The organism is Stagnimonas sp. FW305-C-60 (genome assembly GCF_058782965.1).
Map to the genome: position 1 here is coordinate 559,542 of NZ_JBYSYF010000002.1, position 21,902 is coordinate 581,443.

General features: G+C 67.6%; 24 protein-coding genes. 8 read left to right on the forward strand and 16 right to left on the reverse strand.

Annotated features, from left to right (window positions below; translation table 11 throughout):
• Positions 1–11: 11 nt before the first annotated feature.
• The 5 genes from AC3WT6_RS09470 to rpoE all read right to left on the reverse strand — a co-directional run bounded on the left by AC3WT6_RS09470 (position 12) and on the right by rpoE (position 4,072).
• Positions 12–251, reverse strand: a complete 240-nt coding sequence (locus tag AC3WT6_RS09470) for a glutaredoxin family protein (protein ID WP_492653327.1) — start codon at positions 249–251, stop codon at positions 12–14.
• Entirely contained in the window at positions 252–1,727 is a 1,476-nt protein-coding gene (locus AC3WT6_RS09475; protein ID WP_492653328.1) for a DegQ family serine endoprotease, read from the reverse strand.
• A 50-nt stretch (positions 1,728–1,777) separates the two neighbouring features.
• The gene (locus AC3WT6_RS09480) at positions 1,778–2,761 is read right to left on the reverse strand and encodes a MucB/RseB C-terminal domain-containing protein (protein ID WP_492653329.1); all 984 of its coding nucleotides are present in this window, start codon (positions 2,759–2,761) and stop codon (positions 1,778–1,780) included.
• A 2-nt stretch (positions 2,762–2,763) separates the two neighbouring features.
• Positions 2,764–3,390 (reverse strand): RseA family anti-sigma factor, encoded by a 627-nt coding sequence (locus tag AC3WT6_RS09485; protein ID WP_492653330.1) that lies wholly within the window; start codon positions 3,388–3,390, stop codon positions 2,764–2,766.
• Between the two features lie 109 nt (positions 3,391–3,499).
• Complete coding sequence (rpoE, locus tag AC3WT6_RS09490; protein ID WP_492653331.1) at positions 3,500–4,072, reverse strand: RNA polymerase sigma factor RpoE; 573 nt, start codon at positions 4,070–4,072, stop codon at positions 3,500–3,502.
• 115 nt (positions 4,073–4,187) lie between these two features.
• Here rpoE and nadB point away from each other — a divergent pair, with 115 nt between their 5' ends.
• Together nadB and AC3WT6_RS09500 are read left to right on the forward strand one after the other, a co-directional pair.
• Positions 4,188–5,792, forward strand: coding sequence for an L-aspartate oxidase (nadB, locus tag AC3WT6_RS09495; protein ID WP_492653332.1), 1,605 nt, complete (start codon positions 4,188–4,190; stop codon positions 5,790–5,792).
• Positions 5,793–5,891: 99 nt separating this feature from the next.
• Positions 5,892–6,467 (forward strand): MFS transporter, encoded by a 576-nt coding sequence (locus AC3WT6_RS09500; protein WP_492653333.1) that lies wholly within the window; start codon positions 5,892–5,894, stop codon positions 6,465–6,467.
• Here the strand turns inward: AC3WT6_RS09500 and AC3WT6_RS09505 are convergent.
• The 11 genes from AC3WT6_RS09505 to AC3WT6_RS09555 form a co-directional block, all read right to left on the reverse strand.
• Positions 6,428–6,907 (reverse strand): DUF1203 domain-containing protein, encoded by a 480-nt coding sequence (locus AC3WT6_RS09505; RefSeq protein ID WP_492653334.1) that lies wholly within the window; start codon positions 6,905–6,907, stop codon positions 6,428–6,430. The two genes, AC3WT6_RS09500 and AC3WT6_RS09505, sit on opposite strands and share 40 nt — an antisense overlap.
• An 8-nt stretch (positions 6,908–6,915) precedes the next feature.
• On the reverse strand, positions 6,916–7,413 hold the full coding sequence (locus AC3WT6_RS09510; RefSeq protein WP_492653335.1) for a methylated-DNA--[protein]-cysteine S-methyltransferase: 498 nt from the start codon (positions 7,411–7,413) through the stop codon (positions 6,916–6,918).
• 144 nt (positions 7,414–7,557) lie between these two features.
• Positions 7,558–9,021: an AlkA N-terminal domain-containing protein gene (locus tag AC3WT6_RS09515; RefSeq protein WP_492653336.1), complete on the reverse strand. Its 1,464-nt coding sequence runs from the start codon at positions 9,019–9,021 to the stop codon at positions 7,558–7,560.
• Positions 9,022–9,150: 129 nt separating this feature from the next.
• Positions 9,151–9,579, reverse strand: coding sequence for a protein YgfX (locus AC3WT6_RS09520; RefSeq protein WP_492653337.1), 429 nt, complete (start codon positions 9,577–9,579; stop codon positions 9,151–9,153).
• On the reverse strand, positions 9,557–9,793 hold the full coding sequence (locus AC3WT6_RS09525) for an FAD assembly factor SdhE (RefSeq protein ID WP_492653338.1): 237 nt from the start codon (positions 9,791–9,793) through the stop codon (positions 9,557–9,559). Before AC3WT6_RS09525 ends, AC3WT6_RS09520 begins: the two co-directional genes overlap by 23 nt.
• A complete protein-coding gene (locus AC3WT6_RS09530) occupies positions 9,790–10,464 on the reverse strand; it encodes a flagellar brake protein (protein ID WP_492653339.1) in 675 nt (224 codons plus the stop codon). The genes AC3WT6_RS09525 and AC3WT6_RS09530 overlap by 4 nt, the downstream gene beginning before the upstream one ends.
• Before the next feature lie 4 nt (positions 10,465–10,468).
• Positions 10,469–11,251, reverse strand: coding sequence for a succinate dehydrogenase iron-sulfur subunit (locus AC3WT6_RS09535; protein WP_492653340.1), 783 nt, complete (start codon positions 11,249–11,251; stop codon positions 10,469–10,471).
• A gap of 90 nt (positions 11,252–11,341) precedes the next feature.
• Positions 11,342–13,174 carry a succinate dehydrogenase flavoprotein subunit gene (gene sdhA, locus AC3WT6_RS09540; protein ID WP_492653341.1) on the reverse strand — a complete coding sequence of 611 codons (1,833 nt, stop codon included), beginning with the start codon at positions 13,172–13,174 and terminating at the stop codon, positions 11,342–11,344.
• A gap of 25 nt (positions 13,175–13,199) precedes the next feature.
• Positions 13,200–13,577 (reverse strand): succinate dehydrogenase, hydrophobic membrane anchor protein, encoded by a 378-nt coding sequence (gene sdhD / locus AC3WT6_RS09545; protein ID WP_492653342.1) that lies wholly within the window; start codon positions 13,575–13,577, stop codon positions 13,200–13,202.
• A 13-nt stretch (positions 13,578–13,590) separates the two neighbouring features.
• Entirely contained in the window at positions 13,591–14,001 is a 411-nt protein-coding gene (gene sdhC / locus AC3WT6_RS09550; protein ID WP_492653343.1) for a succinate dehydrogenase, cytochrome b556 subunit, read from the reverse strand.
• 40 nt (positions 14,002–14,041) lie between these two features.
• The gene (locus tag AC3WT6_RS09555) at positions 14,042–14,260 is read right to left on the reverse strand and encodes a DUF1674 domain-containing protein (RefSeq protein WP_492653344.1); all 219 of its coding nucleotides are present in this window, start codon (positions 14,258–14,260) and stop codon (positions 14,042–14,044) included.
• 112 nt (positions 14,261–14,372) lie between these two features.
• On the opposite strand from AC3WT6_RS09555, the gene ygfZ reads away from it, so the two are divergent.
• From ygfZ to AC3WT6_RS09585, 6 genes are all read left to right on the forward strand, one after another.
• Entirely contained in the window at positions 14,373–15,365 is a 993-nt protein-coding gene (gene ygfZ / locus AC3WT6_RS09560; protein ID WP_492653345.1) for a CAF17-like 4Fe-4S cluster assembly/insertion protein YgfZ, read from the forward strand.
• Between the two features lie 156 nt (positions 15,366–15,521).
• Positions 15,522–16,919 (forward strand): OprO/OprP family phosphate-selective porin, encoded by a 1,398-nt coding sequence (locus tag AC3WT6_RS09565; RefSeq protein WP_492653346.1) that lies wholly within the window; start codon positions 15,522–15,524, stop codon positions 16,917–16,919.
• A 28-nt stretch (positions 16,920–16,947) separates the two neighbouring features.
• Positions 16,948–17,961, forward strand: coding sequence for a sulfate ABC transporter substrate-binding protein (locus tag AC3WT6_RS09570; RefSeq protein ID WP_492653347.1), 1,014 nt, complete (start codon positions 16,948–16,950; stop codon positions 17,959–17,961).
• A gap of 225 nt (positions 17,962–18,186) precedes the next feature.
• The gene (locus AC3WT6_RS09575) at positions 18,187–18,408 is read left to right on the forward strand and encodes a TOBE domain-containing protein (protein WP_123212988.1); all 222 of its coding nucleotides are present in this window, start codon (positions 18,187–18,189) and stop codon (positions 18,406–18,408) included.
• Between the two features lie 21 nt (positions 18,409–18,429).
• Positions 18,430–19,053, forward strand: a complete 624-nt coding sequence (locus AC3WT6_RS09580) for a class II glutamine amidotransferase (RefSeq protein WP_492653348.1) — start codon at positions 18,430–18,432, stop codon at positions 19,051–19,053.
• Between the two features lie 299 nt (positions 19,054–19,352).
• Complete coding sequence (locus AC3WT6_RS09585; protein WP_492653349.1) at positions 19,353–21,803, forward strand: TonB-dependent receptor; 2,451 nt, start codon at positions 19,353–19,355, stop codon at positions 21,801–21,803.
• Positions 21,804–21,902: the final 99 nt, after the last annotated feature.

Sequence of the window (21,902 nt, forward strand, 5' to 3'; positions counted from 1 at the left end):
AGTATAGCGGTTCAGGCCCTGGCCAAGGCGGCTTCCACCGCCGCCAGGTCCGGACGCACCGCGCAGACGAAGCTGCCGTCGGGAGCCAGCAGCACCGGGATACTCAGGTCATAGGCCGCCAGCCAGGCGGGGTCGGAGTCGACATGGGCACTCTCCACCTCCAGCCGCCCCTCGAACTCGGCCATCAGCTCGGCCTCGAAGTCCTCGCAGAGATGGCAGCCCGGCCGGGTCAGCAGGGTGAAGCGGCGCACCTACTTCTTCCCCTCGGCCGGCGCTTCCGGTACCGCCAGGGCCAGGAACAGCGGCGCACCATCGCGCTGGATCAGCATCGGCACGCTGGAACCGGGCGCCAGACGGTCGGCGACCTCCTTCAAGCGCTCGGCGCTGTCGATGGCCTGGCCGGAGAGCGTCAGCAGCACATCGCCCTCGCGCACGCCGGCCTCGAGGGCCGGGCCGGCTTCGACCACCAGCACCCGCACGCCGCCGGCCGGCACCCGGGTCTCGGCGCGATCCTGCGCGCTCAGCTTGTCCACGCCCAGGCCCAGGGGCAGGTGCGAGCGCGCAGGCGCCTCGCCGCCGGCGGCGACTTCCTCCGGCAGCTCGCCGATCTCCACCTTGATGGTGATCTGCTTGCCCTCGCGCAGCACTTTCAGCGGCACGTCGGCGCCCGGATCGACGACCCCGACCAGTGGCGGCAGCTCGCTGGAAACGCCCAGGGTCTGGCCGTCGAAGGCGAGAATCACGTCGCCGGGCTGGATGCCGGCCTTTTCCGCCGGCGAGCCGGGGATCACCTTGGCCACCAGCGCACCCTCGGCGCGCGCCATGCCGAAGCTCTGCGCCAGTGCGCGGGTGACTTCCTGCACCACCACGCCCAGCCAGCCGCGGGTGACATGGCCCTTGTCCTTGAGTTGCTGAGCGACGCGCAGGGCGACGTCGATGGGGATCGCGAAGGCGATGCCGGAATTGCCGCCGGTCTGGGAGTAGATCTGCGAATTGACGCCGACCACCTCGCCCTTGAGGTTGAACAGCGGGCCGCCGGAATTGCCGGGGTTGATCGCCGCGTCGGTCTGGATGAAGGGCACGTACTGTTCGGTGAACAGGCTGCGACCCTTGGCCGAGACGATGCCGGCGGTCACCGAATAATCGAAGCCGAACGGCGAGCCGATCGCCATCACCCACTGCCCGACGCGCAGCTTGCCGGCCTCGGCCACTTTCACCGCCGGCAGATCTTCGGCATCGATCTTGAGCAGGGCGATGTCGCTGGGCTCGTCCATGCCGACCACGCTGGCGGTCAGCTCGCGGCGGTCGGACAGACGCACCAGCACTTCCTTGGCGTCCTTGACCACATGGGTGTTGGTGATGATGTAGCCGTCTTTCCAGAGCACGAAGCCGGAGCCCAGGGACTGCTGATCCTCCGGAGACTCTTCAGGCTCCTCGGCCGGCGGCGCCGGACCGTTCGGCGCGTGCTGCTCGAGGAAGCGCTTCATCCACTCCGGCAGGTTGTCCGGCACCGCCGCGGCATCCTCGTCGCTTTCCGCGCCCGGCTCGGCGGTGGCGGCGCTGGTTTCGGCCGGAATGGTGCTGATGTTCACCACCGAGGGGCTGACCTCCTCCACCAGGTCGGCGAAGTCCGGCAGGCGCACCTCGGCCGGCGCCTTGGAGCAAGCCACCAGGAGCAGCGCCGCGAAGCACAGGGTAGCGGCGCGTGGCCAGACGGCAGACGGCATGGAAGACTCCGGAACGGGGACGACGGTTATTTTAGGCCGCGGCGCGAGGCTCAGGGCCTGGCTGCCTCGGCGGCATCCTTCAATTGGAGATGTTCGCCGATGTAGCGCACCGCCGCCGCCGGCGTCTCGCCGACCACGGTGACGTGGAAGCTGCCGTACATGCGGCCATAGGCATGCACCGCGCCCATGCTGCTGAGGCCGCTGAAAGCCTTCTCCGGCGGCACGTCGCGAGCGGCGAACAGCGACACCGCCGACAGACCGTCGGAGATCAATACATGCTCGACGGCGCCACGGCCGTCCTTGCCGGGCCGGCGGTCACGCAGCGTCACCTTGAAGCCGGCGGGCAGCTGCTCCAGGCGCAACGGAAAATCGCTGAGGTCGGCATTGTCGGAGGGGGTGGGCTCCTGGCGCGTCACCGAGCGGAACTGGCGAGCGTCGAGGTCGGGCTCGAAGGCCTGCACCGGCAGGCTCTCGGGGAATTCCACCTCGGTGAACATCACCTCTTCCAGCACCCGCCGGTCACGGCTGACCAGACGCACCTTCAGCGGCACGCCGGAGCTTTCGTCGGCCCAGATCTCGAAGCCGTAGCGGTAATCGTCCCTGGGGGCAAGCTCGACGCCCTTGCAGTTGCGGCCGGCGACCCGGGCGCTGCCCAGTTCGCGCAGCTCGTACCAGGCGGCCAGGGCTTGCAGGGTTTCCGGCGAGACCTGGGTAAGCAGGCCTTTCAACGCCGGCCGCTTGAGGTCGAGCTTGCGCTCGCGCGGCAGCAGGCAGGTGATCTGGTTGTCCTGGCGGATGATCTCGCGCGGCTCGCCGGTGAGCGCGGTGAGCCGCTCGCGCTCGATGCCGGCCTCGTAACCATGCACCAGCCGCAGCGATTCGATGGCGGTGCCGGCGCGGTAGACCACCACGCCACGGTAGTTGCCGGTACGCGCCGCATCGGCGGCCTTGAGCAGGATCTGGTCGGGGTCGGCGTAAGCGGCGCGTGCGGCGACCAGGCCCAGCACGCAGGCGGCGAGACGGCGGCGCAGCATGCTTATTCGCCGTCCGCGGAGTACCCCGTCGTATTCACGACGAAGCGGGCAGTGGAAATGGCGCCGCCCATGCTGCGCTCGGCAAGCGTGTTGCTGTGTTCCATCAGATAGCCGTTCAGCACCTCGGCGGACGCGGCATTGAGCGGCTGGCTGGCATCGCCATTGCGCTCCGGCGCGCTCCAGCGCACCTCGGCGACATCACTGGCCTGAATGGCAGGCGCCACTGCGGCCACCGCCTGCGGTTCGGCCTGGCGACTCAGCGGCTGGCCAAAGAACAGCACCGCGGCGGCGACACCGGCGGCGGCGGACAGCGGCACCAAGCTGCGCCAGGACAATCGCCCCGCCGGCTTGCGCGCCGGCGCCGGCACCGGCCGGCGCTGGTCCAGGCGCACCAGCTTGGGATGCTCGGCCACCTCCATCTGTTCCTGCTTGAGTGCGGCCATCACCCCGGCGCAGAAGTCCGCGCCAGCACGCTGGACCGCCACCCCTTCGCGCGCATCGCGGGCCGCCCAGACGCGGCTCCACTCGCCTTTAAGGACAGGATCACGGTCAATCGCCTCCAGCAGGCCGTCCCATTCGGCGGCGGTGGCGGCGTTATCGACGGCAGCGGAGAGCACTACTCTGGACATATGGGACTTCCTGCTTAAGACACGTGCCGGCCAGACGGCCGCACGCAGACCAATGAACCGTTCAGCAACGATAAAGTTCCGTGCACCGACGATGGACGGTTACGCATGGCTAGTCCAATAGCGGTGCCAGCACCGCGTCGATAGCCTCGCGGGCGCGGAAGATGCGGGAGCGGACCGTGCCGATCGGGCAGTCCATGGCCTCGGCGATTTCTTCGTAGGACAGACCTTCCAGCTCGCGCAGGCTGATGGCCGTACGCAGATCGGGCGGCAGCTTGGCGATGGTTTCCGCGACCTTTTCCTTGATCTCCTCGGACAGGGCCATCGCTTCCGGCGTATCGCCATCGCTTAGTTGCTCGGTATGCCCGTAGAGTTCCGCATCGGAGATGTCGATGTCGCGATCGGCCGGCCGCCGCGAGCGCGACACCAGGTGGTTCTTGGCGGTGTTGATGCCGATGCGGTACAGCCAGGTGTAGAAGGCGCTGTTGCCCTGGAAGCCCTTCAATGCGCGCCAGGCGCGGATGAAGGTTTCCTGCGCGACATCGGGGGCGTCACCATCGCCAACCAGGCGGCTGACCAGTTGCACGATCTTGTGCTGGTACTTGCGCACCAGGAGCTCGAAGGCGCGCATGTCGCCCGCCTGGGCCCTGGCCACCAGCTGCTCGTCTACGCCTTCCTCGCTCATGCCTGGACCCGGCGGCGGTCTGAAATCGACCGGCTCTGCCGCGCTAAACTCCCGAAATTCGCCGACGCGCAAACTGCGCGTCCTCAATTGAGCTTGAAGTCTAGCAAGTTTGAACATGCCCTCCGCACCGAGCAGCTCCGCAACTCCCTACGACGTGCTGGTACTCGGCAGCGGCGCTGCCGGCCTTTCACTGGCGCTGCGGCTGGCGCAGAAGGGTCGCTCGGTGATGCTGGTCTCCAAGAGCAAGCTCGAATCCGGCTCGACGCTCTGGGCGCAGGGTGGTATCTCGGCGGTGCTGGACGAGAACGACTCGCTGGAAAACCACGTGCGCGACACCCTGGTCGCCGGCGGCGGCCTCTGCGACGAGGAGGCGGTGCGCTTCACCGTCGAACGCGGACCGGGCTGCATCCGCTGGCTCCTGGCGCAGGGCGTGCAGTTCACCCGCGACGAGGAGGGCAAGCAGCGGCCTTTGCACCTGACCCGCGAAGGCGGCCACAGCCACCGCCGCGTCGTGCACGCTGCCGACGCCACCGGCCGCGCGGTGGAAACCACCCTCGCCTCACTGGCCGCGCACCATCCCAACATCACCGTTCGCGAGCGCGCGGTGGTGGTGGAGTTAATCGTCGACCGCGCCGCCAAGCGCGCCCACGGCGCTTACCTCTTCGATCGTGACAGCGGCGAGGTCGAGGCGATCGGCGCCAAGACCGTGGCCCTGTGCACCGGCGGCGCCAACCAGGTCTACCTGTATTCGAGCAACCCCTTCGGCGCCTCCGGCGACGGTATCGCCATGGCCTGGCGCGCCGGCTGCCGGGTGGCGAACATGGAATTCATGCAGTTCCACCCGACCTGCCTGTACCACAAGGACTCGCGCAGCTTCCTGCTCACCGAGGCCCTGCGTGGCGAGGGCGGCTATCTGCGCATTCCCACCACCGGCGAGCGCTTCATGCCGCGCTTCGATTCGCGCGCCGAGCTGGCGCCGCGCGACGTCGTCGCCCGCGCCATCGACCACGAGATGAAGCGCCTGGGCCTGCGCCATGTGCACCTCGACGTCACCCATCTGCCGGCGGCCTTCATCAAGGAGCACTTCCCCACCATCTACGCGCACTGCCTGGAGCTGGGGCTCAACATCACCAAGGAGCCGATCCCGGTGGTGCCCTCGGCGCATTTCACCTGCGGCGGCGTGATAACTGATCTGAAGGCGCGCACCGATGTCGACGGCCTCTACGCCATCGGCGAGGTCGCCTGCACCGGTCTGCACGGCGCCAACCGCCTGGCCTCCAACTCGCTGCTGGAATGCCTGGCCTTCGCCGAGGCGGCCGCCGAGGACATCGAACAGACGCTATCCAAGCGCCCGCCGCCGCCGGCGCTGCGGCAGTGGGACGCCAGCCGGGTCACCGACTCCGACGAGGACGTGGTGGTCAGCCACAACTGGCTGGAATTGCGCACCTTCATGTGGGACTACGTCGGCATCGTCCGCACCACCAAGCGTCTGGAACGCGCCCTGCACCGCATCGAGCTGCTGCAGCAGGAGATCCAGGACTACTACGGCCACTACAAGATCACCGCGCATCTGGTGGAGCTGCGCAACCTGGTGGTCTGCGCCGAACTGATCGTGCGCTCGGCAATGCTGCGCAAGGAGTCGCGCGGCCTGCACTACACCCTGGACTATCCGCAGACGCTGCCCAAGGCCGAACCGACGGTGCTCACGCCCAGCCATTGAGCCGCCTGCGGCTCACTCGCTGACCGCGACACGCTCGGCGAGAAAATCCACGAAGGCACGCACCCGTTCCGCCAGTCGCTAGTGGCCGACGTAGAGCACATGGATGTCCTCGGTCTGGTGGTCGGTAATCTGATCGGCGGCAAGCTCGCCGACCGCCAGCTGATGCCGACCCTGCTCGGCAGCCTGCTGCTGGCGCTGGTGATGGGCCTGATGAGCTTCGCGCTGCACAGCCAGTGGCTGACCGTGCTGTTCGTGGCACTGCTCGGCTCCGCCTCCTTCGCCACCGTGCCGCCCTTGCAGATGTGGGTGCTGGAGAAAGCCGGCGGCGCCGGCCAGAGCCTGGCCTCCAGCTTCAACATCGGCGCCTTCAACCTCGGCAATGCCCTGGGCGCCTGGCTGGGCGGCGAGGTCATCGACCAGGGCTTAGGCCTGGCCGCCCTGCCCTGGTCGGCGCCCTGGTGCCGCTGGCGGCCTTCGCCGTCGCCCTCTACAGCCGCCGGCTGGAGACCCGAGCACAGCGGCCACAGCCGCCGCTCACCAGCAAGGTCTGCCCAGCGGATTGAGACCGAGCTACCGCGCCAGGTCAACGAGCGCACCCAACATCCCGCCCGCCGCCTAGCCGCGAGGCGGCGCACTCAGGCGGCGCGGTCGATGCGGCAGGAGAAGCAGCCGTAGGTAGGAAACCGCGCCTGCAGAAACGCGACGTCGGCACGCCGCAACAGCTCGGCAACGGCCGCCTCGGCGACGCGGGCATCCACCAGCCTGGCGTCGACGATGCGCTCCTCGGCCGAGTAGGCGCGCAGCACCAGACTCTCGCGGAAGTAGTCGGTGGCTGCGCCGCGCGGCAAGGGCAGCTGCTGGCGGCCGACGAACTCATCGCTGGCCTCGGCCAGCAGGTAGATTGGCCCGAACTCGCGGAACGGCCCCGGCCGCGAGAACGGCGAGTGGCTGGCCAGCAAGATCGCCTCGCCCGAACGGGCGCGGCGCAGCACATCGCGGCAGGGCTCGCCGCCCTCGGCGATCAGGCGCTCGACCGGCTGAGCCAGATCATCCAGACCCTGCTCGCGGGTACGGCGCAGGAAGGCGGCCGGCAAAGGGGCAATGTGGATGTTCATTGCCGACCTCAATCGAACAGCGTCTTGCTGCGGAAGCGCGCCTCGTGCGCCAGCAGCCACTTCTTGCGCTCGATGCCGCCGCCGAAACCGGTCATGGAGCCGTCGGCGCCGATCACCCGGTGGCAGGGCACGATGATGGGTATCGGGTTCTTGCCGTTGGCGAGGCCGACCGCACGCACCGCCTTGTGGTCGCCAATCCGTCTGGCCTGCTCGCCGTAGCTGCGGGTTTCGCCGAACGGGATTTCCAGCAGCGCCGCCCAGACCTTCTGCTGGAACTCGGTGCCCTTCGAGGTCAGCGCCAGCTGGAAATCCTTTCGGCTGCCCGCGAAGTACTCCTCCAGCTGACGGCGGGCCGCCAGCAGCACCGGATCGGCGTCGTCGCGGCGCCAGCCCTCGCGGTCGGGCGGATAGCGGTTGTCCTCGAACAGCAGGCCGTTCAGGCGCCCGCCGACGGCGGACAGCGTCAGCTCGCCGACCGGGCTGGTGATGGTGGTGTAGATGGTCATTGCAACTCCAATTTAACTACCGAAACCCCCTCCCCCGCCTGCGGGGGAGGGTTGGGGTGGGGGCGTTCCAGCGTCGCGCACTCTGGCGAGCAACGCCCCCATCCCGGCCTTCCCCCGCAAGCGAGGGAAGGAGCAAAGCGCCGCTCAGCCACCGGAGGCCAGCGAGCGCCAGAAATGGATGGCCGCATACGCCCGCCAGGGCCGCCAGGCCTCTGCGGCGGCGCGCAGGGCGCGGGCATTCGGCGCGGCGACCGCCTTCAGCAGGCCGAGGTCGCCGTCCGGAAAGGCGTCGGGCCAGCCGAGCGCGCGCATCGCCACATAGTGCGCGGTCCAGGGGCCGATGCCGGGCAATTCCTGCATGGCCGCCAGCGTCGCCTCGGGGTCGCCCCCCGGCTCCAGGCGCAGGCGGCCCTCGGCCATCGCCTGCGCCAGACGCTGCACGGTGTCGGCGCGACGGCTGGTCAGGCCCAGTTCGATCAGCGCCTGCCGTGACGCCTCGGCCACTCGCTCGGCGGTCGGCGCGTGATAGCGCAGCTCGGGGAAGGGCGTCTGCGCCGGCTCGCCGTAACGGGCGGCAAAGCGGCCGAACAGGGTGGTCGCCGCCTTCACCGTCACCTGCTGACCGAGCACCGCGCGCAGCGCCAGCTCGAATCCATCGAAGGCGCCGGGCACCCGTAGCCCCGGGGTCGCCTGCAGCAGCGGCGCCAGTCGCGGGTCGCGCGCCAACTGGCTGGCGATCACCTCGGGATTGGCATCCAGGTCGAACAGCCGACGCAGGCGCTGCAAGGTGGGGCCGAGCACCGGCAGCAGGCTGGCGCTGAGCTGCACCCGCAGCTGCGGCCGCGCCGCCTCGGCATCCGGCCGCACCGCGAGCCAGCCACGCTGGCCTTCGACGCAGGCGGTGCGCAGATAGCGCTCGCCGAGTGCCGCCTCGACCCCGGCGGCGCCGCGGCCGGTGAGGAAGTCCAGCAGCGCCGGCCAGGCCAGCGGCGGGCGATAGGCCAGGCGCAGCTCGATGCTGTCCGGCACGGCTTCCGCCGCCCGTTCCGGCGCGGCCTTGCGCAGGCCTCCGGGCGCCAGGCCGTAGCGCGACTGGAACAGATGATTGAAGCGGCGCAGGCTGCCGAAGCCGGCCGTCTGCGCGACCACCGCCATCGGCAGCGCGGTATCGGTCAGCAACTGCTTGGCGAGCAGCAGGCGCCGGGTCTGCGCGAGATCCACCGGCGAGGCGCCGGTCGCGTCCTCGACGACGCGGCGCAGATGGCGCTCGCTGATGCCCAGTTCGGCGGCGAGCGCCTCCAAACTCGCGGCATCCAGCGCACCCGCCTCGATGCGCGCGCAGGCCTGCCGCGCGAGCCGGTCCGGCGCGTCCATCGGCGCCAGGCCGGGCGCGAGCTCCGGCCGGCAGCGCAGGCAGGGCCGGTAGCCGGCGCGCTCGGCAGCGGCGGCGTGTGGAAAGAAGTCGCAATTGGCGGCGCGCGGCGTACGTGCCGGACACACCGGCCGGCAGTAGATGCCGGTGCTGCTGACGCCGACGTAGAAACGACCGTCAAAGCGCGCGTCGCGGGCCTGCAAGGCTTGGTGGCAGCTGGCGAGATCGAGTTTCATCGCCGCCAGTGTAGGCGTGGCCGTGATCCGCATTCGCCGTTTTCGGACACGTGAGTGGGGCTGTCGTGGATTGCCTTGAATGGCAATCCACGCCGCGAACGCCGCGCCGGCTTGCCCGGCGCGGAACGCTCAATCCGCCGTACTCAGCCGCGCGCGCAATCGCCTCAACAGCTCCGGATCGGCCTCGTCACCGCCGATCAGACGCGTGCGATGGCCACCGCCATCGAGCCGGAAACGCAGCAGCAGCAATCGCGGATGGCGCAGACTCCCCGCCTCCAATTCGGCCGCCAGCGGCCGGTCGGCGGCCTCGTAAACACTCCAGCGGCCGTCGGCCTGCCAGACCAGCCGCCGCAGCGCCCGCCGACCGAAGCCGAACACGGCGTGCCGACGCAGTGAGAACCAGCTCAGCGCCAAAGCCGCGATCAGCAGCGCCATGGGCAGGCCCGGCTGCATGGCGAAGGGAATCAGCGCCAATGGCAGCACGTGCAGCGTCGACAGCCACTTAAGCAGTTTCAGCGAGGGCCGCAGCGAAACATCAACGGTAGTTTCGAAACTCAAGGATGACCTCGGCGAATTCGGCGGGCGGCTCCTCGAAGCCCATGGCCCAGGCGTAGATGTCCGGCTCCTGCGGCCCGTCGAGCAGCGCCAGAAACGCTGCCCGCTCGGCCGCCGGCGCAACCGGATAACGGTGCTGGTAGTAGCGGCCAAACATGACGTCCAGCTCCTTCATGCCCCGGCGCAGCAGCCAGGCGATACGGCGCTCGTCGGTCATGACGCGTCGTCCTGATGAGCCGATGGCTGGCCGGCCAGATAGCCCCCGAGATACGCCCGCAAGGCCAGCGCCGCGAGCGTCGGCACTGACTGGAACTCCAGCCCGTAGCGACGGCGCGTGGCGCCCGGCTCGGGATTTTCGGCATTGCGGATCACCGCGGTCAGCTCCAGTGTCTGCGCGTCGAGGTCGGGAAAATCCAGCACGAAGGACAGGCGCAGGCTCTGCCCCGGCCGCAAAGCTCCGCCCTCAAGCTCCACCATGGCGCCGCGCGAGCCAAGGTCCCCCAGGGCACCCTGCAGTTCGCCGCCATCGGCGGGGAACAGGCGCACCGGCAGCCGCAGGGCCAGACGCGGCGCGCCACGGACCTGCACGTTCTGCACCTCCGTGGGATAGGCCAGATGCAAATAGCGATACGGCTGTGTGGCGTACTTCAGCAGCGTAGTCTTGAAGCCGATGGCATTGGTGCCGACAAAGGTCCGGACCACCAGCGGTTCGTCCTGCATGAACGCCACCGGACGCCCTTCCTGCTCGGGCGCGGTGACCAGCAGACTGCGCCCGGGACAGAGTCCGATCAGGCGCACCTGGTAGCGCGTCGGGCCACCGACCGCGGATTGCAGTTGCAGAGCCGACCCGATCGCCAGATCCAGCTCCACCGCGGTCGGCCTGCTCAAGCGCTTAGACCGTGCGCTCCACCATCATCTTCTTGGTCTCGGCGATCGCCTTGGCCGGGTTCAGACCCTTGGGGCAGGTCTTGGTGCAATTCATGATGGTGTGGCAGCGGTACAGCTTGAACGGATCTTCCAGCGCGTCGAGACGCTCGCCGGTCGCCTCGTCGCGGCTGTCGATCAGCCAACGGTAGGCCTGCAGCAGGATCGCGGGGCCGAGGTAGCGGTCGCTGTTCCACCAGTAGCTCGGGCAGCTGGTCGAGCAGCAGGCGCAGAGGATGCACTCGTACAGACCGTCGATCTTGGCGCGGTCGTCCTCGCTCTGCAGGCGCTCGCGGGTCGGCGCCGGGGTGTCGGTCTTCAGCCAGGGCTCGATGGAGGCGAGCTGGGCGTAGAAGTGGGTCATGTCCGGGACCAGATCCTTGATCACCGGCATGTGCGGCAGCGGGTAGATCGCGACATCGCCAGACACCTCGTCGCAGCCCTTGATGCAGGCCAGCGTGTTGGTGCCGTCGATGTTCATCGCGCAGGACCCGCAGATGCCCTCGCGGCAGGAGCGGCGGAAGGTCAGCGTCGGGTCGACTTCGTTCTTGATCTTGATCAGCGCGTCCAAGACCATCGGACCGCAGGCCGCCATGTCCACCTCGTAGGTGTCCACGCGCGGATTGGCGCCGGTGTCCGGGTCGTAGCGGTAGATCTTGAAATTGCGCGGCTTCTTGGCGCCGGGCGACTTGAAGCTCTTGCCGGCTGCCTTGTCGATGGTGGAATTCTTGGGCAGCGAGAACTGGGCCATTGCTTGCTCCGTGAGGCGTGAGGGGTGAGGAGTGAGGCGGGGATGAGCGGGGCTTCTCGCCTCACGCCTCACCCCTATCGCCTCACGGCTTCAATAAACGCGCTTCTGGGGCTCGACGTAGTGCATCTCGTCGTCGAGCGTGTAGGTGTGCACCGGGCGGGTGTCGAGCTTCACCTCAGTGTCGGAGGTGCGCCAGGCCAGGCTGTGCTTCATCCAGTTGACGTCGTCGCGCTCGGTGAAATCGTCGAGGGCATGGGCGCCACGGCTTTCCTTGCGGGCGGCACCGGAGGCGATGGTGAGCAGGGCGTTGGCCAGCAGGTTGTCGAGTTCCAGGGTCTCGACCAGATCGCTGTTCCAGATCATCGAGCGGTCCGACACCTTCACGTCGTTGAACGCGGCGCAGGTCTTCTGCAGCTTGGCCAAGCCCTCTTCCATCGACGGGATGGTGCGGAACACGGCGGCGTGGCCCTGCATGGTCTTCTGCATTTCCAGACGCAGGTCGGCGGTGCTGCGGCTGCCGTTGGCGTGGCGCAGCTTGTCGAGGCGGGCCAGCGCCTGCTCCTCGCTCTTGCCGCCGAGCGAGCCGTTGAGCAGCTTGTGGTTCTGGCCCTTGGGCGTGATCTTCGCGGCCTGGATGGCGGCGGCGCGGCCGAACACCACGAGGTCGAGCAGGGAGTTGGAACCCAGGCGGTTGGCGCCATGCACCGACACGCAGGCGGCTTCGCCGACCGCCATCAGGCCGGGCACCACGGTGTCGGGGTTGCCGCTCTTCAGCGTCACCACCTCGCCCGTGTACAGGGTCGGGATGCCGCCCATGTTGTAGTGCACGGTGGGGATGACCGGGATCGGCTCCTTGGTCACGTCCACACCCGCGAAGATCTTCGCGGACTCGGAAATGCCCGGCAGCTTGGCGTGCAGCATCTCCGGCGGCAGGTGCTCGAGGTGCAGGTGGATGTGGTCGGCCTCGGCGCCGATGCCGCGGCCTTCGCGAATTTCCATCGTCATCGAGCGCGACACCACGTCACGCGAGGCGAGATCCTTGCGGTTGGGCGCATAACGCTCCATGAAGCGCTCGCCCTTGGAATTGGTGAGGTAGCCGCCCTCGCCGCGCGCGCCTTCGGTGATGAGGCAGCCGGAGCCGTAGATGCCGGTCGGGTGGAACTGCACGAACTCCATGTCCTGCAGCGGCAGGCCGGCACGCGCGACCATGGCATTGCCGTCGCCGGTGCAGGTGTGCGCCGAGGTGGCGGAGAAGTAGGCGCGGCCGTAGCCGCCGGTGGCGAGAATCACCTGATGGGCGCGGAAGCGATGCAGCTGCCCGGTGCTCATATCCCAGGCCAGCACGCCCTTGCAGGAGCCGTCCTCGTCCATGATCAGGTCGATGGCGAAGTACTCGATGTAGAACTGCGCCTTGCACTTCAGCGACTGCTGGTAAAGCGTGTGCAGGATGGCGTGGCCGGTGCGGTCGGCGGCGGCGCAGGTGCGCTGCGCGGTGCCCTTGCCCCAGTGCGTGGTCATGCCACCGAAGGGGCGCTGGTAGATCTTGCCTTCCGGAGTGCGCGAGAACGGCACGCCGTAGTGTTCCAGCTCGATGATCGCGGGGATCGCCTCGCGGCACATGTACTGGATGGCGTCCTGGTCGCCGAGCCAGTCGGAACCCTTGACGGTGTCGTACATGTGCCACTGCCAGGAATCGTCGCCCATGTTGCCGAGCGCCGCGGAGATGCCGCCCTGCGCCGCCACCGTGTGCGAGCGGGTCGGGAAGACCTTGGTGATGTTGGCGGTCTTCAGGCCGGCTTCGGCGAGGCCGAGCGTGGCGCGCAGGCCGGCGCCGCCGGCGCCAACCACCACCACGTCGTATTCGTGGTGGACGATGTCATAGGCCGGACCGGTCTTGGTCGGGGTGGAGGAAGCGTCTGCCATGGGAGTTCTCGGATTCTTGTAAGGATCAGGCCAGCGCGATCTTCAGCACTGCGAAGATGCCGGTGACCGCGGCGATGGCATGCACGAACTTGGACAGCAGCAGCGCGACGATCTTGGTGCCGTCGGCGGCGATGTAGTCCTCGATCACCACCTGCACGCCGAGCATGGAGTGGTAAAGCGCGCAGGCGATGAACAGCACCAGGGCAACGGCCACCGAGGGCGCGTGCACCCACCAGCGCACGACCTCATAGCTGCCGGACGGCAACTGCGCGAGCGAATAGACAAACCAGAGCACCAGCGGAATGAGCGCGACGGCGGTGACGCGCTGCACCCAGAAATGGTGGGTGCCTTCCTTGGCGGAACCGAGGCCGCGGGCGCGACCGAGTGGGGAACGGTAGGACATGGTCGGGCTCCGCTTACACCAGGGTGAGAATGAACACGCCGGCGGCGAGGCCGAGCGAGGCGAAGATCACGGCGAAGCCGGTCTTCTCGGCGGTGGGCATGTCCAGGCCCTTGCCCAGATCCCACATCAGGTGCCGGATGCCGTTGCAGAAGTGATAGAGCAGCGACCAGGTGAAGGCGAAGATCACCAGCTTGCCGTACCAGGCGGCGAGATGCGGCGCGATCAGCCCGTAGCACTCGGGGCCCGAGGCCAGGCAGCTCAGCCAGACCACCAGCAGCAAGGCGCCGAAGCTCAGGCCCACGCCGGTGAGGCGATGGGTGATCGAGAGCATGGAGGTCATCTGCGGCTTGTAGTACGGCCCGATCATGAACGGCGATAGCGGCCGTTGTGGGGCTGACTTGCTCGTTGTTGCTGGAGTGCTCATGGGCTCTCTTGCTCTAAGTGATTGTCAGGGGGAGGTGCGGCTAGAAATCGATGCAGCGGCCGTTTTTTTCCCAATCGCCATAGCGGGTCGGATCGGGGCCGTCACGGCGGCCTCCCAGCTCGACAATGCGGTCGTGCGCCGACGGAGCCGGAGGCTCCTGCTCCCGGTGTTCGCTTGCCAGCAGGTCATCAAGGCGGATGACCGCGTCGCCTTTAGGGGCGGGCTGGGGGGGCTGGATGCGAACGGGGCTGGCGGACACGTCTGGGCTTTGAGCGGGCAGAATCGGCGGGCTGGGGAATCAACATAGTGTGACAAAATCACAGCCCTGCACGCAATGAAGCGCCGCTCCTGAGCGCTACGACTTTGGCCTGATGAGCACGCTGACCTCTACAGTGTCACCCGCCGGTCTCGACGGAATTTTCGACGCCTTTCCGGCGATTTCCTTGGGCTGGCTACCGGAACTGGGCCTGATTCGCGCCGAAGGCCCGGAGGCCAAGTCTTTTCTGCAAGGCCAGCTCAGCAATGATCTCGCGCAGCTCGGCGCCGACCAGGCGCAGCTCAGCGGCTATTGCAGTGCCAAGGGCCGGCTGCTGGCGGTACTGACCGTCTCCCAGTTGGGAGCCGAGGGCTGCTACGGCCTGGAGCTGCCTGCCGAATTGCTGGCTGCCAGCCTCAAGCGCCTGCGCCTGTACGTGCTGCGCAGCAAGCTGAGCTTGAGCGATGCCAGCGCCGCCCTGCCCGCCCTGGCGCTGGCCGGCCATGGCGCCGCGCAGCGTTTGCAGCAGCTAGGCCTGCCCGCGCCCGAGGCGACGCTGACCTGCGGTTGGCAGCAAGGCCTGCAGATCACTCGCCGCCCCGGCGTCTGGCCACGCTTTCTGCTGCGCGCTACGCCGGAACGTCTACAGGCAGTCGCGGCCGAGCTGGGCGCAGTCACGGCGCTGGCGCCGAGCCAATGGCGACTGGCGGAACTGCTGGCCGGAATCCCCGTGGTGCGCAGCGAAACCGTTGAGCATTTCGTGCCACAGACCGTGGACCTCGATCTCGCCGGCGGCATCAGTTTCAGCAAGGGCTGCTATCCGGGGCAGGAAATCGTCGCCCGCGTGCACTATCTCGGCCGCCTCAAGCAGCGCCTGCACCTCGCGGTTTGCGACGCGCTGGCCAACCCCGGTACCAGCATCTACGCCAGCGGCCAGGGCGATCAGGCTATCGGCGAGGTGATGGAAGCCGCGCCCCTGCCCGACGGCGGCCATCTACTCGGCCTGGCGCTCAGCCTCAGCCATGGCGACGCCAGCGACCTGCGACTAGGCGCGATCGATGGCCCGGCGCTGCGCTCGCTCACCCTCAGCCACCCGCAAACCAGCTGATCCATCGCCCGGCAGACCTCAACTCTGCGGCAGTGCCGGCATGGCTCTTATATTCCATTTCAACAATATCATCCGATCTACATAGTCTTTTACAGACACATCGCCGCTATTCATCCTGCGCCCCACTTCAACACACCGAAATGAGGAACCGCCCCGATGTCACGTCTGTCCCCCCCCACCCGCAGCCTGATCAGCCTGCTGGCCTTTTCCACCTTCGCCGCCACCGCCCATGCCGCCGCTCCGGACTCGGCCGACGCCGCCCGCGTGGAGGAGCTGGAACAGCGCCTGCTGGTGCTCGAGCGCAAACTGGAAATCCAGAGCGAGGAAGCCGCCGCCAAGGCCAAGGACGCCCCGGTAGTGACCGCCAGCGAGAAAGGCTTCTCGCTGAAGAACGCCAAGGGCGACTACGAGATCAAGTTCAGCGGTGTCGCCCAGATCGACGGCCGCTACTTCATCGGTGACGACAGCGCCTTCCGCGACGGCTTCCAGGCCCGCCGCCTGCGCCCGACCATCCAGGGCAGCCTGGGCAAGCTGGTGGCCTTCCGCTTCACGCCGGAATTCGCCGGCTCCGGCTTCGGCGACTCCAGCAGCATTGTCGACGCCTACTTCGACCTGAAGTTCGCCAAGGCCGCCTCGCTGCGCGTCGGCAAGCAGAAGGGCCCGGTCGGCCTGGAGCGCCTGCAGTCCGGCGGCAGCATCGAGCTGATCGAACGCGGCTTCCCCACCGAGCTGGTCCCCAACCGCGACCTCGGCGTCGCGCTGTTCGGTGAGCTGGCGCAGGGCACCGTCAGCTACACCGTCGGCGTGTTCAATGGCACCGCCGACGGCCGCGATGTGGCTTCCGCCGACGATGGCCTGAAGGAATACGAGGGCCGCCTGTTCGTCGAGCCGTTCAAGAACGATTACGGCTTCCTCAAGGGCCTGGGCTTCGGCATTGCCGGCAGCACCGGCGTCAAGGACGGCACCGGCGCCAACCTGCTGCCGCGCTACCGCACCCCCGGCCAGAACGTGTTCTTCAACTACGGTGAAACCGCCGGCGCCACCGGCTACTGGGCCACTGGCAGCCACAACCGCTACGCGCCGCAAGCCTATTTCTACCGCAACAGCTTCGGCCTGCTGGCCGAGTACGTGGCCTCCGAGCAGACCATCGCCCGCACCAACGGCGGCGCCGAGCAATCGCTCAGCAACAGCGCCTATTCGGTCACCGCCAGCTATGTGCTGACCGGTGAGGACGCCAGCTTCAAGGGCGTGAAGCCCAGCAAACCCTACGCCATCGGCGGTGACGGCTTCGGCGCTGTGGAACTGGTCGCCCGCGTCGGCAACCTGAGCATCGACGACGACGCCTTCGTCGGCACCTCCGCCACCCGCCTCGCCAACCCGGATGTCTCCGCCAAGCAGGCCGACAGCTACGGCCTGGGCGTCAACTGGTACCTAACACAGAACGCCAAGCTGACCTCCGACTACAACGAGACCCGCTTCGAAGGCGGTGCCGCCGCCGGCGCCGACCGCAACACCGAGAAGGCGCTGTTTACCCGCCTGACCATCCAGTACTAAGCCGCCCGACGACCGAGTAGCCATTGCCATGAACCGTTTCCGCACCACCCTCACCGCCGTCGCCACCGCGGCTGCTCTGCTGGCCTCCGCCGCCGTTTCCGCCAAGGAACTGCTGAACGTCAGCTACGACCCCACGCGCGAGTTCTACAAGGAATTCAACAGCGCCTTCGCCGCCGACTGGAAGGCCAAGACCGGCGGCAGCCTGGACATCAAGACCAGCCACGGCGGCTCCGGCAAGCAGGCGCGCGCGGTCATCGACGGCCTCGAGGCCGACATCGTCACCCTCGCCCTCGCCTATGACATCGACAACATCGCCGAGAAAGGCGCGCTGCTACCCAAGGACTGGCAGAAGCGCCTGCCCGACAACAGCACGCCCTACACCTCCACCATCGTCTTCCTGGTGCGCAAGGGCAACCCCAAGGGCATCAAGGACTGGGGCGATCTGATCAAGCCGGGCGTCAAGGTCATCACCCCCAACCCGAAGACCTCGGGCGGCGCGCGCTGGAACTATCTCGCGGCCTGGGGCTGGGCGCTTAAGCAGCCGGGCGGCAGCGAGGCGACCGCCAAGGACTTCGTCACCAAGCTGTTCAAGAACGTGCCCGTGCTCGACACCGGCGCGCGCGGCTCGACCACCACCTTCGTCCAGCGCGGCATCGGTGACGTGCTGCTGGCCTGGGAGAACGAAGCCTTCCTGAGCATCAACGAACTCGGGCCGGACAAGTTCGACATCGTCGCGCCCAGCCTGTCGATCCTCGCCGAGCCGCCGGTGACCCTGGTTGACAAGAATGTGAGCAAGCACGGCACCCGCAAGGAGGCCGAGGCCTATCTCAACTTCCTGTACTCGCCAACCGGCCAGAAGCTTGCCGCCAAGCACTACTACCGGCCGCGCAAGCCCGAGCTCGCCGACCCGGCCGACGTGGCGCGCTTCCCCAAGCTGCCGCTGTTCACGCTAGACAGCGTGTTCGGCAGCTGGGCCAAGGCGCAGAGCACGCACTTCGGTGACGGCGGCGTGTTCGACCAGATCACCGGTGCCGCCAAGTAAGGCGCCACAGCACTCTCCTCCACCCCGCTTTTTTCTGGGGGTTGCACTTGGGGGCATGAACTGCCCCCATTTTTTAATTACTGCCGTCCCTGGCGCGACTTCATCGCACTGATCCAACCCCGGCCCGGCCATCCCTGGCCGGGCGTTAGGAGCGGCGGCGAGCAGTGCTCGCCGAGCGGCCTCTCCTCACCCCCGCTTCTTTTTCGCAGACCGCCGTAGCCAACCATGAGCCTCACCCGCGTCAATACCCGCAACCAGTTCAAAGGCACCGTCATCAGCATCCTGCGTGGCGACGTCATGAGCGAGGTGGAGATCGAAACCAGCGCCGGCGTCATCGGCGCGGTGATCACCACCAGCTCGGTCAAGCGCCTGGGCCTGCAAGTGGGCGACTCGGCACTGGCGCTGTTCAAGGCCGCCGACGTGCTGGTTGCCAAGCTCGACGAATAGGCCACACCAGGAGTGCTTTCCATGTGCGTGATCGTCCACAAGCCGCGCGACGCCCACATCCCGGCCGATCTGCTGGAAGCCTCACTGCGCCTCAATGCCGATGGCTGGGGCCTGATGGGCTTCGACGCCAAGGGCCGGTTGATCATCGAGCGCCATGCCGAGACCGATGCGACGGCGATCCGCAAGACGCTGGCGGCGCATCCCGAGGGCGATCTGGTGCTGCATCTGCGCCAGCGCACCCGCGGCAACAATGATCGCGTCAACGTGCATCCGTTCAAAATCGCCGACGGCCTGTACCTGATGCACAACGGCACCCTGCCCTTGGGCAGCCGGGTGGCTGGCCGCTCCGACACCTGGCATCTGGTCAACGACCTGTTGCGCCCGCTGCACGGCCGCTATTCCGGTCTGCTCGCCGACGAAGCCTTTCTGCAACTGCTGGAGCTGGGCCTCAAGCCGGAGAACAAGGTGGTGCTGCTGGACGCCAAGAACAGCGGCCTGGCGATTCTCAACCGCGCCCACGGCGCCGAGTTCGACGGCCTCTGGCTATCCAACACCCGCTGGATCGACCGCAGCCACTTGCCGCTAGCCGGCCCACCGCAGCCGCAACAGCGCAGCTATCCGGCAGACCGACTCAACTTCGGCTGATTGATTCGCCACACCGGCATATCGATAGAACTTCAGCGTCTTCCATGTACACCCGGCACGACGACCAACGCATGATGCGCGCCCGCCGGGATTCACAGCTTCGGCATCACCCCATGCGCATCGCCAGAAACCCTGCTGAAACCCCTGCTGATCCTGACCACCAGCCTGAGCTTCGGCGCCGCGCTGGCGACCGCGCCGCTGCTGGATGCCTCCTACGACCTCGCCTTGAGCGTCTACAAGGATCTCAACCCGGCCTTCGCCGCCGAGTGGAAGACCAAAACCGGCCAGGAAGATCCGGCATGACCACCACAACCCGCCCAAAGCTGTTCCGGCCAAGCCTCATCACCGGCGCCCTGCTTAGCCTTTGGACGCCACTGCTGCTGGCGCAGGAATCCGCTACGGCGGAGGCCGCGACGGAATCGCCAGCAGTGGCCAGCATCCCGGTACAGGCGCTGCCGGAAGCCGCGGCACCCGAGGCCAAGGAAGCCAGCCCGGCGCTGCTCGATGCCGTGGTGGTCACCGCCCAGAAGCGCGAGCAGAACGCGCAGGACGTGCCGCTCTCGGTGCAGGCCTTCAACCAGAAGGCCTTGGACAATCTCAACATCAGCAACCAGGCCGGTCTGCAGCAGGCGGTGCCGGGGCTGGATGTCAATTCCGTCGCGCAGTTCTCAACGCTCTATCTGCGTGGCATCGGCACCGATGCCTTCCTGATGGGCGATCCCAGCGTGGCGTCCTATGTGGACGGCATCTATTTTCCCTTCGCCCAGAGCCTGGACCAGGACTTCGGCGCGGTGGAACGGGTCGAGGTCTTGAAGGGCCCGCAGGGCACCCTGTTCGGCCGCAACGCAGTCGGCGGCGCGATCAGCGTCTACACCCGCAATCCCGACTTCGACGAGGCCGATACCTCGCTGGAACTGGTCTACGGCAACCGCGACACCCGCCGCCTGCGCCTGCACCAGAACATCCCGCTCACCCGCAGCCTGGCGCTGAGCTTCTCCGGCTACGACAACCGTGCCGACAACTACTACCAGGGAACCGCCAACGGCGAGCCGCTGCCGCGCGAGTTCTCGCGTGGCGGTCGCATCAAGCTGCGCGTGCAGCCCATAGCCAAGCTCGACATCAACCTGGCGATCCTCAAGCTGATCCAGCGCGGCGCCGGCTCGGTGTTTCAGCTCAACACCGATCCCTCGCAGCTGTTCGAGTGCCCGCTCGGCATCCAGACTCCGATCTGCATCCAGCCGCAGACCGGCTATCAAGGCGCGCTCAGCGAGCCCTCGCTGCTGCGCTTCAACAGCGAGGTCGGCTACGGCCAGGCGAGCTATCAGGCACCCTGGTTCGACCTGAAAGTGCTGGGCAGCCATCAGCGCGCGGAATCGAAGTTCGCCTACGACTTCGACGGCTCGCCGCAGTCGATTGCCGCCTTCGACCAGAAGCGCAACTACGCGCGCGTGCAGTCCTCGGAGCTACAGCTGGTCAGCAACGACGGCAGCTGGCTGTCGGATCGCTTCCAGTGGATCGTCGGCGGCTACTACTTCAAGAGCGAGCAGGGCTTCGACCCGGCGGCGCTGCAGCTGGCCGGCCTCGACCTCGGCGACACCCGCCCCGGCGGCATCTCCCTGCCCCAGGGCCTGCTGGATCTGCTCGACGCGATCAACTTGAGCATCCCCAATGGCGATGTCGCCTTCCACGCGCTGATCGGCACCGAGTCCAGCGCCGGCTTCTTCCAGGGAACCTTTCACTTCACCGACTGGCTGGCGCTCACCGCCGGCGGCCGCTACCAGCACGAGGACCGCAGCCTCTTGAAGTCGGACTCCGGCCTCTACCTCTCCGACGGCGGCTTCCAGACCCTGTTCGACTGGACCCAGATCGGCCCGCGCGATGCCGACGGCAACCGGGTGCCCAACCGCAGCACCACCAACAGCTTCAAGCCGAAGGCGACGCTGGAGCTGCGGCCGTTCCACGACACCCTGTTCTATGTGAGCTACCAGGAGGCCATCAAGTCGGCCACCTACAACGCCGTCGCGCTCTACCTGCCCCCCGCCTATGTGCTGCCGGAGGAGCTCAAGGCCTACGAGGCCGGCATCAAGACCACGCTGTTCGACGGCAATCTGCAATTCAACCTGGCCGCCTTCCACTACGACATCGAGAACCTGCAGGTGCAGTTCATTTCGCTGTTCCAGGGCGGCGCGGTGTCGTTCGAAAACGCCAAGGCAGCGAGCGTGCGCGGCCTGGATGCCGACCTGCGTCTGAAGATCCTGCCGTCGTATTTCGACCGGCTGGTGCTGAGCCTGGGAGCCGCCCTGCTCGATGGCCGCTACGACGACTACCAGAACGGCTCCGGCTTCGACCCGGAAGACGACAATCCCCTGACCCTGACCGGCGCCTTCTCCTCCAACAACGACTACAGCGGCAACCGCACCGTGCGCACGCCGCGCTACACCGGCACCGCCAGCCTGTCGAAGAGCTGGAGCGTGCCGGGCGGCCGGCTGGAAGCCGGCGGCGATGTCTACCGCAACAGCGGCTACTACTACGCCGCCTCCAACGATCCGCGCTTCGAGCAACCCGCCTACACGCTCTACGGCGCGCGTCTGAGCTATCTCTACCAGCCCTGGCAACTGCGGCTCACCGCCTTCGGCCGCAACCTCGGCGACAGCCAGTACACCCAGGGCCTGATCGCCACCGACTTCGGCCCCAACTACAGCCTGGCGCCGCCGCTCACCTACGGGCTGCGCCTGAACTGGGATTTCTAGGCGGAGCCAGTGGATCGCGCCGCGCAGCACCAACCGCCTTCGGCATATCGATAGACCGATGCGCGCCAATCCCTTGTCCACGGTACGAGAGGCCGGACA

What these genes read in the sequence shown, in the direction of transcription:
- AC3WT6_RS09475 (WP_492653328.1), bottom strand. Translation starts at nt 1,727, where the DNA reads ATGCCGTCTGCCGTCTGGCCACGCGCCGCTACCCTGTGCTTCGCGGCG.
- AC3WT6_RS09480 (WP_492653329.1), bottom strand. Translation starts at nt 2,761, where the DNA reads ATGCTGCGCCGCCGTCTCGCCGCCTGCGTGCTGGGCCTGGTCGCCGCA.
- AC3WT6_RS09485 (WP_492653330.1), bottom strand. Translation starts at nt 3,390, where the DNA reads ATGTCCAGAGTAGTGCTCTCCGCTGCCGTCGATAACGCCGCCACCGCC.
- rpoE (WP_492653331.1), bottom strand. Translation starts at nt 4,072, where the DNA reads ATGAGCGAGGAAGGCGTAGACGAGCAGCTGGTGGCCAGGGCCCAGGCG.
- nadB (WP_492653332.1), top strand. Translation starts at nt 4,188, where the DNA reads ATGCCCTCCGCACCGAGCAGCTCCGCAACTCCCTACGACGTGCTGGTA.
- AC3WT6_RS09500 (WP_492653333.1), top strand. Translation starts at nt 5,892, where the DNA reads ATGGATGTCCTCGGTCTGGTGGTCGGTAATCTGATCGGCGGCAAGCTC.
- AC3WT6_RS09505 (WP_492653334.1), bottom strand. Translation starts at nt 6,907, where the DNA reads ATGAACATCCACATTGCCCCTTTGCCGGCCGCCTTCCTGCGCCGTACC.
- AC3WT6_RS09510 (WP_492653335.1), bottom strand. Translation starts at nt 7,413, where the DNA reads ATGACCATCTACACCACCATCACCAGCCCGGTCGGCGAGCTGACGCTG.
- AC3WT6_RS09515 (WP_492653336.1), bottom strand. Translation starts at nt 9,021, where the DNA reads ATGAAACTCGATCTCGCCAGCTGCCACCAAGCCTTGCAGGCCCGCGAC.
- AC3WT6_RS09525 (WP_492653338.1), bottom strand. Translation starts at nt 9,793, where the DNA reads ATGACCGACGAGCGCCGTATCGCCTGGCTGCTGCGCCGGGGCATGAAG.
- AC3WT6_RS09535 (WP_492653340.1), bottom strand. Translation starts at nt 11,251, where the DNA reads ATGGCCCAGTTCTCGCTGCCCAAGAATTCCACCATCGACAAGGCAGCC.
- sdhA (WP_492653341.1), bottom strand. Translation starts at nt 13,174, where the DNA reads ATGGCAGACGCTTCCTCCACCCCGACCAAGACCGGTCCGGCCTATGAC.
- sdhD (WP_492653342.1), bottom strand. Translation starts at nt 13,577, where the DNA reads ATGTCCTACCGTTCCCCACTCGGTCGCGCCCGCGGCCTCGGTTCCGCC.
- sdhC (WP_492653343.1), bottom strand. Translation starts at nt 14,001, where the DNA reads ATGAGCACTCCAGCAACAACGAGCAAGTCAGCCCCACAACGGCCGCTA.
- ygfZ (WP_492653345.1), top strand. Translation starts at nt 14,373, where the DNA reads ATGAGCACGCTGACCTCTACAGTGTCACCCGCCGGTCTCGACGGAATT.
- AC3WT6_RS09565 (WP_492653346.1), top strand. Translation starts at nt 15,522, where the DNA reads ATGTCACGTCTGTCCCCCCCCACCCGCAGCCTGATCAGCCTGCTGGCC.
- AC3WT6_RS09570 (WP_492653347.1), top strand. Translation starts at nt 16,948, where the DNA reads ATGAACCGTTTCCGCACCACCCTCACCGCCGTCGCCACCGCGGCTGCT.
- AC3WT6_RS09575 (WP_123212988.1), top strand. Translation starts at nt 18,187, where the DNA reads ATGAGCCTCACCCGCGTCAATACCCGCAACCAGTTCAAAGGCACCGTC.
- AC3WT6_RS09580 (WP_492653348.1), top strand. Translation starts at nt 18,430, where the DNA reads ATGTGCGTGATCGTCCACAAGCCGCGCGACGCCCACATCCCGGCCGAT.
- AC3WT6_RS09585 (WP_492653349.1), top strand. Translation starts at nt 19,353, where the DNA reads ATGACCACCACAACCCGCCCAAAGCTGTTCCGGCCAAGCCTCATCACC.